Below are 12,857 nucleotides of genomic sequence, written 5' to 3' on the forward strand. Positions count from 1 at the left end.
AATACAACTATAAACAAGCATGACTAAATTAAAAACCATCGCAAAAGCATCTGCAGGATTATTAATTGTTTTAGGAACAGTTAGCAGTTGTAAATCAGAAAAGAAAAAAGAAGAAAAAACAGAAGTCGTTAAAGAAATGGCTATTCCGGCTAGTTTAAAATGGTCAGAAAGATTGGCTTTAACTTTAATGAAACGTCATCCTGAATCTTTTCAAATAGATGATAGAGATACTCCAAAATGGGATTATGTTCACGGATTGGTATTAACGTCTATTGAAAAATTATACGAAAAAACAAAAGATGAAAAATATTACGATTATGTAAAAGGTTACGCAGATGCTACCATTGAAGAAGATGGTACAGTTCCAACTTATAAGTTTGAAAAGTATAATATTGACATGGTTGTAGCAGGAAATATTTTATTTAAATTATATGATAGAACCAAAGAAGAGAAGTATTTAAAAGTACTTCAGTTAATTAGAAAACAATTAGCAGAACAACCAAGAACGCCACAAGGAGGATTTTGGCATAAAAAAATATATCCAAATCAAATGTGGTTAGATGGTTTGTATATGGGAGAACCTTTTTATGCACATTACACCACCAAATTTGAAAATGGAGAAAATTTAAACGATGTAGCTAAGCAATTTCAATTAATTCAAGAGCACGCTCGTGATGAAAATACTGGATTGTTATACCACGGTTGGGATGCCAGTAAAAAAATGGACTGGGCAGATAAAAAAACAGGAACTTCTCCTAATTTTTGGTCTCGTTCTTTAGGTTGGTATGCAATGGCTTTGGTTGATGTTTTAGATTATTTTCCAAAAGATCATCCTAAACAAAAAGAATTGGTTGGATATTTAAATCAACTAGCAGAAGCTTTGGTAAAACAACAAGATGCATCAGGATTGTGGTATCAAGTTACCGATATGGGGGATAAAGAAGGAAATTATTTAGAAGCTTCTGGAACGGCAATGTTTGCTTATTCTCTGGCAAAAGGAGTGAACAAAGGATATTTACCAGAAAAATATAAAGAAGTGGCGTTAAAAGCGTTTGATGGAATGACCAGAGATTTGGTAAAAGTTACTGATGATGGAGAAGTGGTAATTACACAAGCTTGTGCGGTAGCTGGTTTAGGAGGAAATCCTTACAGAGATGGATCTTTTGAATATTACGTAAACGAACGTAAAAAAGACAACGATCCAAAAGCAACAGGGCCTTTTATTTTAGCTGCTTTAGAGTTAAATAAATAGTATATAGTCCAGTTGACTAAATTCATAAAATATAAGTACAGATGAAATTTTTTAGACTAAATTATTTATTACTTTCCTTGTTTTTTTTGGCGTGTTCAAAAGACAGTGTTGGAGAAGATATTAAGGAAGTTGAGGTATTGGTAACAACTGTTAATATTACAGGTGCTGATATTACTGAAGGTACAACTAGCCAAATGAATGCGGTTGTAATTCCTGAAAATGCTACAAATAAGTCTATTTCATGGAGTATCTCAGATACTTCCATAGCAGAAATTTCCTCGGGAGGTTTAATCACAGCAAAAAAAAATGGAACGATTACAGTAACAGCAACTGCATTAGATAAAGGAACTGTAAAAGGAACCAAAGAGATAGTAATATCTAGTTTTACTCCAGAAGAAAATTTAATAGAAAATGTTACACAGTTAAAAAGTGCATTATCGTCAGTAAAAGCAGGAGAAACGATTTTAGTAAAAGGAGGAACATATGTTATGAATTCTAAAATTACTTTAAGTGTATCTGGAACTGAGAATAATAAAATAGAATTATTAGCAAAAGAAGGAACGGGAAGAGTAAAGTTAGATTTTTCTTCAATGTCAGAAAATTCATCTAACCAAGGAATTGTATTAAATGCAGATTATTGGTACGTTAAAGGAATCGATATTTTCAAAGCAGGTGATAATGGATTACAGGTAAGAGGGAGTAATAATCTGATTGAATTTTGTTCTTTTTCTGAGTGTTCTGATACAGGTTTACAAATAGATAATGGAGGAGCAAATAATACTATTTTAAATTGTGATTCATTTTATAATGCAGATTCTACCAACGAAAATGCAGATGGATTTGCGTGTAAATTAACTGCTGGAACCGGAAAAAAATTTATTGGTTGTAGAGCTTGGCAAAATTTAGATGACGGTTGGGATGGTTATTTAAGAGGAGTTGATAATATTTTAACAACCTATGAAAATTGTTGGGCTATAAAAAATGGATATAACAAACAAGGAGTTGTTGGTATTGGTGATGGAAATGGTTTTAAAACCGGAGGAAGTGATGATAAAAAATTAAAGCACAATGCAAAGTATACTAATTGTATTGCAGTAGGAAATACTGCTGATGGTTTTGATCATAACAGCAATAGAGGAACTGTTACTATTTATAACTGTTCTGCTTATGACAATGGAAGAAATTATAACTTTAGCGGTAGCAGTAATCCATTAGAGAAATTAATTATAAAAAACTGTAATTATTTAGGTTCTTATGGAAGTACTAATGCAACTACAACCGATATTACTAATAATAGTTGGCAAAATGGAATTACAACTACTCAAGAAGATTTTGTAAGTATAGATTATCTTCAATTATTAAACGAGAGAAAGGTAGATGGTAGCTTACCTGATGTTACATTTTTTCACTTAAATGCTGGAAGTGATTTAATAGATGCGGGAGTTGATGTTGCTTTGCCTTTTAATGGAACAGCACCAGATTTAGGTGCTTTTGAGTTGTAGAATACAACTCTTAATTACACAATAAAATATAAAATATGAAGTATTTTAAACAATTATCAATCATTACATTTTCTATCTTATTCTTTGTGTCTTCATTGATGTCTGCACAAGTTTTGAATAAGTCTTGGCAAAAGATAACAAGAATGGATGATGGCGAATGGTTTGCCTCAGATGAAGCCAAAGCAGTTGCAGAAAATGTACTGCTTTATCAAAGAGAAATTGGAGGATGGCCTAAAAATATTCAAATGCAAAAGCCTCTTTCGACAGAGGAAAAGCAAGAATTACAAGCTTTAAAATCTACAGGAAAAGGAGCAACAACAGATAATGGAGCTACCATCCAGGAAATGGTTTTTTTGTCTAAAATGTACAGACAAACTAAAAATGAAACTTATAAAAAAGCTTTTTTAAAAGGAGTAGATTATGTGTTAGAAGCACAGTACGATAATGGAGGATGGCCTCAGTTTTATCCTCTAAAAAAAGGATATTATACGCATATCACTTATAATGATAATTCAATGGTTAATATCATGGAGTTGTTAAAAGAACTTAGAGATGATTCTGGAGTATATGCTATCAAACCAGATTCAAAGACTATAGAAAAAATCAAAGTTGCTTTTGACAAAGGAGTGGATTGTATTATTAAAACACAATACAAGCAAAACGGTGTATTAACAGCATGGTGTGCACAACACGATGAAAATACTTTTGAACCTGCCAAGGCTAGAGCTTATGAATTACCATCGTTAAGTGGTGCGGAATCTGCTAAAATAGTATTGTTATTAATGTCCATTGAAAATCCATCAGAAGAAGTAATCATTGCTGTAAATGCAGCTCATGCTTGGTTTAAAAAAGTAATGATTACTGGTTTAAGAGAAGATAGAGAATATAATGACAAAGGAAAGGTTAGTAAAAAAACAATGGTTAAAGATCCTGATGCAAAACCTATTTGGGCTCGTTTTATGGAATTGGACGACAATAAACCTTTCTTTTGTGATAGAGATGGAATTAAAAAATATGATATTTCAGAAATTGGAGAAGAACGTAGAAACGGATATGCTTGGTATGTAAATGAGCCAAAAGAGGTGATGAAAAAATACGATAGATGGAGTGATAAGTACAACGTAAAAAAAAAAGACTAAAACCAATTGATGAGTACAATGTAGTTGTTGCTAAAGATGGTAGTGGTGATTATACGAGTATTCAAGAAGCCATTAATCATTCAAAATCTTTTCCATATCAAAGAGTTGTGATTTCTGTTAAAAACGGTGTGTATCACGAAAAGATAAAAGTACACGAATGGAATACAAAAATCACTTTAATAGGGGAGGATAAAGACAAAACTATTATTACTCACAATGATTTCTTTGGAAAGATAGATTTAGGTAGAAATAGTACTTTTTTTACATGGACGATGTTGGTAGAGGCTAATGATTTTGTGATGAAAAATATAACGGTAGAAAATTCATCAGGAAATGTAGGGCAAGCCATTGCGCTATCTGTGGTGTCTGACAGAGTCGCTATAGTGAATTGTAAATTATTAGGAAATCAGGATACTTTATACGCTTCAGGAGAAGGAAAACAATATTATAAAGATTGTTATATAGAAGGAACTACTGATTATATTTTTGGAGAAGCCACAGCTCTTTTTGAAAATTGTGAAATTTATAGTAAAAGCAATTCTTATGCAACTGCTGCTTCTACAACACAAGATTCTAATTATGGTTTTGTATTTAAGAACTGTAAGTTAACAGCGGCCAAAGAGGTTACAAAAATGTATTTGGGGAGACCTTGGAGAGTATACGCTAAAACTGTTTTTATCAATTGTGAATTGGGAAAACATATTTTACCAGAAGGTTGGCATAATTGGTCTAAAAAAGAAGCCGAACAGACTACTTTTTATGGGGAGTATAAAAATACAGGCGAAGGGGCACAACCTGGAAAAAGAGTAAGTTGGTCTCATCAATTAAAAAAATCAGCAGCTAAAAAATATAGTATAGAAAATATTTTAGGAGAGCATAAAAAATCAATAAATCATAAATGGTATGAAAATTTATAAAATTTGTTTAATAGCATGTTTCATTGTTTTACAATCGTGTAAAAAATCAGAGGAAACCAAATCAGAAAATAAAGAAACTTCACACATTACAATCTATGGAATTGGAGATTCTACCATGGCTGATAAAAAGAACCCTGAAACCAACCCTGAACATGGTTGGATGCAAGTATTGCCTACGTTTTTTAATGACAATGTAACAATTGAAAATCATGCCGTGAACGGAAGAAGTTCTCGTAGTTTTATTGGTGAAAAAAGATGGGAGAAAGTTTATACTAAATTAAAAGAAGGAGATTATGTGGTGATTGAATTTGGACACAACGATCAAAAATTTAAATCTCCAGATCGTTATACAAATCCCTATACAGGATATAGACACAATTTGATAAAGTTTGTAGAAGAAACTAGAAAAAAAGGGGCACATCCTATTCTATTAACTTCTATTGTAAGAAGAAACTTTAATGAATATGGAACGTTAATCGATACTCACGGAAATTATCCTTTAGTTGTGCGTTTGGTAGCACAAGAGTATAATGTTCCTTTGGTAGATTTGCAATATTTAACAGAAGTTTTAGAAGAGTCTTATGGAGTAGAAGATTCTGAAAAATTACATTTACATTTTGAGCCTGGAGAAGTAGATTATTATCCAAATGGAAAATCAGATGACACACATTTGTCAAAATTAGGAGCTACAGAGGTTAGTAAATTATTTGTACAAGATATTAAAAGTAAAAACTTGCCTTTGGCAAAGTATATTAAGGAATAATTTTTTTAAAACATTGTATTAACTTATTTTTTTTGGTTCGAAAGTTGTATTGAAAATCATGAATTAAATAATAATGTTTATGAAAAAAATTACTTTATTGATAGCTGTTTTGTTTATCACTACATATATAAATGCACAAAGTAGTCAATACAATATTGACGAAAATAAAGTGGAGAATGTTCAAGAAAATCCAAAAAGTAACAATGCTAAAATTCCAGGAGCTAAAGTTAGTGTAGTGAATGGAGGGGTAAAGGTAGAAGGAGCTAGTTTGTTGGCTATATATAATGTTGTTGGGCAAGAGGTTAAAAATAGAGATTTGGCTTCAGGCGTTTATATTGTAAGGATTTTTAAAGATGATATAATAGCATTGGTAAAAATAGCAATCTAAAATATTGATTGTATATACATAAAGAAGAAAAGGCTTTCATAAATTCATGAAAGCCTTTTGTTTTTTGTGCTTATTAGTTTTTAAAATGATATTTAAAACTATTTAAAAGTTTAATTATAATTGAATTTTATCAATCTTTTTCCAGTTTTCTTTAGCGGTAACGGTAGCGTTTTCTATAACCAAAATTCCAGGGTTGGCTCTTACCATCGTTTTTAAAGTAGTAGCATCGCAGAATAATATTTCGAAGGGTAGTTTATGGTCTTTTATCGTTTTTTTTACCAAAACTGAACTACTGCTTGAGATTCCATAAACCAAATATCCTTTTTCTTTGGCTTTATTGGCCAACTCAATAATACTTGACCATGATTCTTTATCAGTTTGTTCTAATTTATTAGCAATTATCAAAAGAGCTTTTGGAGCGTTTAAAATGGTTTCAGATAACTCATCGGTATCTGATTCTAAATAAAAATCATGTACAGGAGGAATATCTCCATCTTCGTTATATTTCATTCCTTCTTTGATGTTTTTTCCAACAGCATAAGGTCTAAAATCAATAAGCGGTAAATAAGTTAGTACGTGATAAACCACATACAACGATGAAAAAACAGACAAAAATACCAACCACTGATTGATGTTTTTACCAAACAAAGGTTTGATATGTTTTTGAGTAAATAACATCCAAAGAATTAAAGTGATAAATACTACATTTTTATAAAAGGTTTCCCAAGGTGTTAGTTTTACAGCATCTCCAAAACAACCACAATCGGTGACTTTATCATAAAAAGCAGAATACCAAGTTAGGAATAGAAATAAGGTGGTAATTCCTAATAAACTCCACAGTGTGATTCTAGTTTTGTAACCAAGTAATAAAGCAACTCCTAGTACCAGCTCTACAATAATTAGTAAAATGGCAAAAGGCAATGCAAATGGAATTAAAAATTCTAAGTTTAAAACATCAGACCCAAAATATTCTTCAAATTTATAGGCAGAACCTAATGGATCTACCAATTTTACAAAGCCTGAAAAAATAAACAAGGCTCCTGTAAAAAGTCTAAAAAGCTGGGTGATGAATTTCATAATGTTATAAAGTTAGGTGAATTAAAGCAAAAACGGCATAATTAATCATGTCTTGGTAGTTGGCATCAATTCCTTCTGAAACCAAAGTTTTTCCTTTGTTGTTTTCTATTTGTTTTACACGTAACAATTTTTGTAAAATTAAATCTGTTAAAGAACTCACACGCATATCTCTCCATGCTTCACCATAATCATGATTTTTATTCATCATTAATTCTTTGGTAATTTTGATGTGCTTTTCGTATAATTCAACCGCTTCTTTGGTGTTTACATCTGGCTGATCTGCAATTCCTTTTTCTATCTGAATTAAAGCCATCACACAATAGTTAATAATTCCAATAAACTCAGAAATCTCTCCTTCATCAACCTTGCGAATTTCGTTTTCTTGTAGTTGTCTAATGCGTTGCGCTTTGATAAAAATTTGATCTGTTAAGCTCGGTAATCTTAAAATTCGCCATGCACTACCGTAATCACTCATTTTTTTAGTGAATAAACTTTGGCAGGTTACTATTATTTTATCGTATTCTTTGGCTGTGTTAGACATTGTGGGTATTTTTTTTTCAGTATTTTCGATATCGAAAACGAATTTAATAAACAATTACGAATCTTAACGATTATATAAACATAAAAGTATTTTGAAAATCAAAACTAGCATTAATTGTAAAGGACATCTTATCGATTTATCTACTCCAAAAGTCATGGGGATTTTAAATATCACTCCTGATTCTTTTTTTGATGGAGGGAAATACAAAGATGAAAAAGCCATTTTATTACAGGTAGGCAACATGTTAAAAGATGGGGCTACTTTTGTGGATGTTGGAGCGTATTCTTCTAGACCAGGAGCCAAACATATTTCCGAAGAAGAAGAATTGAGTAGAATTATTCCTGTGGTTGAATTGTTGGTTGCTCATTTTCCAGATATTTTAATTTCTATTGATACGTTTCGCAGTCAAGTAGCCAAAAAATGTATTGAAGCTGGAGCGGCATTGATTAATGATATTGCTGGAGGAGATTTGGATGATAAAATGTTTGATGTAGTTGCTAATTTACAAGTGCCTTATATTGTGATGCACATGCAAGGGAATCCACAAAACATGCAAGAAGCTCCAAAGTATGAAAATATAGTGACCGAAGTTTTTTATGAACTGTCTAAGAAAGTAGAAAAATTAAATACTTTACATGTACATGATGTTATTTTAGATGTAGGTTTTGGTTTTGGAAAATCAGTAGCACATAATTATGAATTGCTAAAGAATCTAGATTATTTTCAGCAAATGGAATTGCCTGTTTTAACAGGAGTTTCAAGAAAATCTATGTTGTATAAACCTTTGGATATTACATCACAAGAAGCGTTGAATGCGACCACAATTGTAAATACAATTGCATTACAAAAAGGAACACAAATTTTAAGGGTTCACGATGTAAAGGAAGCAGTAGAAGCTGTGAAGATTTTTGGGTTGATGAATGCTGGTTCTGAATTAGATAAGTAGGTAAATATAAAATATTTATAAAAAAAATCGAGAATGTTTATATAAACATCCTCGATTTTTTTGTTGTAGTAAGTTGTTAATTATCACCAAATTTTAACTCTCTTATCTATAGGTAAATACATACTATCTTTCTCAGTAATATTAAAAGCATTGTAAAATGCATCAATATTTAATAAAGGTTGAGTAGCTCTATACATTCCAGGTGAATGTGGATCGGTTTTTACTCTTGTTTTTAATGCATCATTTCTCATTTTAGTTCTCCAAACATTTGACCAACTCATGAAAAAACGCTGATTTTGAGTGTATCCATCAATTTTACCTAGTGCTCCGTGTTTTTGTAAGTGAATTTGTAGAGCATCAAAAGCTGCATTTACGCCTCCTAAGTCACCAATGTTTTCTCCCAAAGTAAATTTACCGTTGATAAAAGTTTCGGGTAAAACTTCAATAGCACTAAATTGTTCTGCTAATTGATCTCCTAAAGCATTAAATTGCTCTAAATCTTTGTCTGTCCACCAATTAATCAAGTTTCCATCAGCATCAAAATCAGCACCGCTATCATCAAATCCGTGAGAAATTTCGTGACCAATTACGGCACCTATTCCTCCATAGTTAATAGCGGGATCTGCATTAAAATCAAAGAAAGGTTTTTGTAATATAGCAGCAGGAAATACAATTTCGTTATATGGTGGGTTATAGTAGGCGTTAACTACTTGTGGAGCCATATACCAAGTACTTTTATCAACAGGCTTGTTTAATTTTAATAGATCTTCTTTAAAATTCCACTCGGTAATATTTTGAATGTTGGTGTAAAAATCTCCTTCTTGCTCTGGTGATTTTACTTCCACTTGGCTATAGTCCTTCCATTTATTAGGATATCCTATTTTAATAGTTACTTTTTCTAACTTTTCTTTTGCTTTCTCTTTCGTAGTATCATCCATCCAAGTCAAAGCATCAATTCTAATCTTATATGCTTCAATTAATGTTTGAATCATCTCTTCAGTAATCTTTTTCGCTGCTGGAGGGAAATATTCTTTAACATAAAGTTTACCTAATGCTTCTCCTATAGAATTGTTAATTACTCTTACAGCTGTTTTTTCTTTAGGTTCTTGTTTTACAGCTCCGTTAAGTGTTTTGCTATAAAAATTCCAGTTTTCTTTCTCTATTTTTTCAGATAATTTTGAAGCAGCATTTCTTAAGATAAGCCATTGTGAATAAGCTTTCCAGCTATCAATTTGGTTCTTATTTAAAAGGGTAGTTAAATCTTTTAAGTACTGAACGTCTGAAACAACAACTGAATCTAATTTTTGAATACCAACTTTTTTAAAATGTTCGCTCCAATTGATTGATGGAGACAATTTTTGAAGATCTGTAACACTCATAGGATTATATGTTTTTTTAGGATCTCTACGCGCTACTTTGTCTAATCTTGCAGCAGCCATTTCAGTTTCAAGTGCTACGACATTTGCAGCCATTATTTGTGCTTCATTATTTTCAATATCTAAAAATTGAAGCATTTTAGCAATATGAGATTCGTATTTGACTTTTTTGTTTTTAGAATCTTTTTCTTCAGAAATATAATAGTCTCTATCTGGCAATCCTAATTGTCCAGGACTAATATATAGCACGTTTTTGTTACTGTCTTTTGCATCAGCATCCACATAAATAGAAAAAAAATTAGAAGAACCTTTTACTTGTGATTCGGAAATATAGTTTTGTAAACTTTTTAAATCTTTAATTTCATAAGTTCTTTTAATATTTTCTGAAATGGGTTTAATGCCTAACTTGTTTCTAGCATCTGTATCTATAATTGTTTTATATAGATTAATGGCTTTTGCTTCATCAGAAGTAGGGTTTAAAGTATCTAAATCAATGGCTTTTTTTATGACTGACAATACATTTTTATCGGTCTGTTCTCCTAATTCGTTAAATCCTCCCCAAACTGTTTTGTCATCGGGAATAGTAACACTGTCTAGCCATTTTCCATTTACAAATCGGAAAAAATTTTGGTTGGGACTTATGGTAGAATCAACATAAATTAAATTAATATCAGCGTATTGTTTTTCTAAAGTCTGTTTTTGTTTACAGGAGATACTTAGAGCAACGGTGACAAGACTTAGTAGTTTTACTTTATACTTCATAGATAGGTTGTTTTATGATAAATATATTGATGGTTTTTTTATTCTTTAAAAGTAAGTTTTGAAATTCTTCCTGCTCCTGAAGCATAGGCAGTGGTATCATTTAAAAAACGAATGGTATAAAAACTTTCATCACTTATGTGTTTCCAAGATTCCCCAGCATCATTGCTAAAATCAATTCCGTTAAAACCAATAGCAACCAATTCTTTTCCTTTTTTGTTTGGTATGTATTGCACGCAACTTCTAAAATTGGGTGTTTCATTTTTAGCTACCAAATTCCAAGTTCTTCCTCCGTCTGTTGTTTTTATTTTGTTAAAACTGTTGTCTTTTGGTTTAGTGTAATCTCCACCAATAGCAAATCCGTTATTTTCATCATAAAAATCAATGCTATAAATGCCTTCTGTTTCTTTATTTTGAATGATAGGGGTTTTTACAACCTGCCAAGAAACCCCTTTGTTTTCGGAATAATATACATTACCATTTGAAGTAGCAATCCATGTTTTATTTCCGATGGTTTTAATATTGGTGTTGCTGGCAGCAAAAGCATTTTCGTTGGTTTCTGATTCAGGTAAATTTTCACAAGCTATTTTTTTCCAGGTTTGTCCACCATCCCTAGTAATAATAATAGATAAACACCCGTTCATACTATCTCCAACCGCAATCCCTTCGTTGTCATTCCAAAAAGTCATAGCATCATAAAAAACATCTTTGCTTTCTTCCTTGTACACTAATTCCATGTTTTCTGTGTCTGTAGACTTAAATAACAAAGCAGGATTTTCAATGGTAATCATAAAAAAATCTTTATTCGTATGAGCGATGGCTCTAAAATGTAGATTTAGGGAATTGTATTTTTGAATAGTTGTATCCCATATTTTTGTTTTGGGGTTATAAAATCCATAAGCACTATTATTGGCAGCAAAAGCTACATTTTTGTTGTCTAATATTTCAATTGCTCTAATGCTTAATAAAGAATCTTGTAAAATATTTTCTACTTCTACTTTATTAAAATTTCTAATTTTTTCTTGATTTTTATTACCGCAGGAAAATAGCAAAACAGAAATGGTTACAAATAAAATATATTTCATGGGGAGGTTGATTTATAGCCAAATATACTAATAGTGTTTTTTATAGATAGTGTAAAAACTTTGTTGATATGCTGCGATATGTTTGTTTTGATGTTTTATGTGATAGTTAACTGAATCTTTCTATATTTGTTGATAAGGAATTATTTTTTATTGAAAAACAATAAATAATTATTGTTTTGTGGTTTTTTGTTAGTATGTTTGTGGTACTAAAAAAACTAAATTGTTATGAAAAAGAACACACTCCTTAGTATTGCTATCGTTATTTGTAAATTTATTCGCGTATTATATGTTTTGATATTTTTAATTTTTGCAGGATTCTTTGTGCATTTGCAAATAAACCCATCATATTACAATAAAATAGGTTTAAGTAATAAGTTGGATTTTAAGAATAATTCCTTTGTAACTTCATATAAGGTTTCTAATGGGATACATATAAATACACGTAGAACTTATAAATATGAAGGAGAGCAAAAAGATTCTGACGTGTTTACATTAGACCAGTTAAAGAAAACTTCTCTATATTTTAGTTTTATTAAATACTCTGTCGTATTATTTCTTGGTTTTTTATGTTTCGGTGAATTTCAAAAAGTGATGGAATCTGTTAAGGAGGTAAAAACATTTCAAGAAAATAATGTATTGTCATTTAGAAGAATAGGCAAGTATTTGTTAATTATTTGTGTATTAACATCCTTTTATTATCATGCATTTCAAAGAGGTGGAATTAATGGAGTTAACATTACTCCAAATCTTTTAATTCTATCTTTACTGGCATATATTATGGCTGAAGTTTTTAAAGAAGGAAATAATTTAGAGGAAGAAAACAAATTAACTGTATAACGATGGCAATTATTGTAAACTTAGATGTAATGATGGCAAAGAGAAAAATCTCTTTGTCTGAACTTGCAGAAAAAGTAGGAATTACCTTGGCAAACTTATCCATTTTAAAAACCAACAAAGCCAAAGCCATTCGTTTTTCTACTTTGGAAGCAATTTGTGAAGCTTTAGATTGCCAGCCAGCAGATATATTAGAGTATGGTAAAGATTAATTTGTTAGAACGTTGTCAATTCGAGTGAATTTTAGAAGCGTAGCGGATAAAATTTGTATCGAGAAT

General features: G+C 31.0%; 13 protein-coding genes. 9 read left to right on the plus strand and 4 right to left on the minus strand.

Translation table 11 applies throughout. The features are described 5' to 3' along the window. The first annotated feature begins 19 nt into the window (after window positions 1-19). From QVZ41_RS05665 to QVZ41_RS05690, 6 genes are all read left to right on the plus strand, one after another. Window positions 20-1,252: a glycoside hydrolase family 88/105 protein gene (locus QVZ41_RS05665; protein WP_302883584.1), complete on the plus strand. Its 1,233-nt coding sequence runs from the start codon at window positions 20-22 to the stop codon at window positions 1,250-1,252. A 41-nt stretch (window positions 1,253-1,293) separates the two neighbouring features. Then, a complete protein-coding gene (locus QVZ41_RS05670) occupies window positions 1,294-2,754 on the plus strand; it encodes a right-handed parallel beta-helix repeat-containing protein (RefSeq protein WP_302883585.1) in 1,461 nt (486 codons plus the stop codon). A gap of 35 nt (window positions 2,755-2,789) precedes the next feature. After that, a complete protein-coding gene (pelA, locus tag QVZ41_RS05675) occupies window positions 2,790-3,893 on the plus strand; it encodes a pectate lyase (RefSeq protein WP_302883586.1) in 1,104 nt (367 codons plus the stop codon). Window positions 3,894-3,898: 5 nt separating this feature from the next. Beyond that, complete coding sequence (locus tag QVZ41_RS05680) at window positions 3,899-4,810, plus strand: pectinesterase family protein (protein WP_302883852.1); 912 nt, start codon at window positions 3,899-3,901, stop codon at window positions 4,808-4,810. Beyond that, window positions 4,797-5,573, plus strand: coding sequence for a rhamnogalacturonan acetylesterase (locus tag QVZ41_RS05685; RefSeq protein ID WP_302883587.1), 777 nt, complete (start codon window positions 4,797-4,799; stop codon window positions 5,571-5,573). The genes QVZ41_RS05680 and QVZ41_RS05685 overlap by 14 nt, the downstream gene beginning before the upstream one ends. A 79-nt stretch (window positions 5,574-5,652) precedes the next feature. Next, window positions 5,653-5,961: a hypothetical protein gene (locus QVZ41_RS05690; protein ID WP_302883588.1), complete on the plus strand. Its 309-nt coding sequence runs from the start codon at window positions 5,653-5,655 to the stop codon at window positions 5,959-5,961. 114 nt (window positions 5,962-6,075) lie between these two features. Here QVZ41_RS05690 and QVZ41_RS05695 read toward each other — a convergent pair whose 3' ends face one another. Both QVZ41_RS05695 and QVZ41_RS05700 read right to left on the minus strand, forming a co-directional pair. Next, a complete protein-coding gene (locus tag QVZ41_RS05695; RefSeq protein WP_302883589.1) occupies window positions 6,076-7,038 on the minus strand; it encodes a BT_3928 family protein in 963 nt (320 codons plus the stop codon). A gap of 4 nt (window positions 7,039-7,042) precedes the next feature. Further along, a complete protein-coding gene (locus QVZ41_RS05700; RefSeq protein WP_302883590.1) occupies window positions 7,043-7,579 on the minus strand; it encodes a DUF1599 domain-containing protein in 537 nt (178 codons plus the stop codon). 154 nt (window positions 7,580-7,733) lie between these two features. Between QVZ41_RS05700 and folP the strand changes: the two genes are divergently transcribed. After that, a complete protein-coding gene (gene folP, locus QVZ41_RS05705) occupies window positions 7,734-8,525 on the plus strand; it encodes a dihydropteroate synthase (RefSeq protein WP_302883853.1) in 792 nt (263 codons plus the stop codon). Between the two features lie 83 nt (window positions 8,526-8,608). Here folP and QVZ41_RS05710 read toward each other — a convergent pair whose 3' ends face one another. Both QVZ41_RS05710 and QVZ41_RS05715 read right to left on the minus strand, forming a co-directional pair. Beyond that, window positions 8,609-10,663, minus strand: a complete 2,055-nt coding sequence (locus tag QVZ41_RS05710) for a M13 family metallopeptidase (protein ID WP_302883591.1) — start codon at window positions 10,661-10,663, stop codon at window positions 8,609-8,611. Between the two features lie 38 nt (window positions 10,664-10,701). After that, a complete protein-coding gene (locus QVZ41_RS05715; RefSeq protein WP_302883592.1) occupies window positions 10,702-11,745 on the minus strand; it encodes a WD40/YVTN/BNR-like repeat-containing protein in 1,044 nt (347 codons plus the stop codon). A gap of 225 nt (window positions 11,746-11,970) precedes the next feature. Between QVZ41_RS05715 and QVZ41_RS05720 the strand changes: the two genes are divergently transcribed. Beyond that, complete coding sequence (locus QVZ41_RS05720; RefSeq protein WP_302883593.1) at window positions 11,971-12,582, plus strand: DUF2975 domain-containing protein; 612 nt, start codon at window positions 11,971-11,973, stop codon at window positions 12,580-12,582. Window positions 12,583-12,584: 2 nt separating this feature from the next. Further along, window positions 12,585-12,791, plus strand: a complete 207-nt coding sequence (locus tag QVZ41_RS05725; protein WP_302883594.1) for a helix-turn-helix domain-containing protein — start codon at window positions 12,585-12,587, stop codon at window positions 12,789-12,791. Window positions 12,792-12,857 lie beyond the last annotated feature (66 nt).

The organism is Wenyingzhuangia gilva (assembly GCF_030519655.1).
Lineage (GTDB): Bacteria > Bacteroidota > Bacteroidia > Flavobacteriales > Flavobacteriaceae > Wenyingzhuangia > Wenyingzhuangia gilva.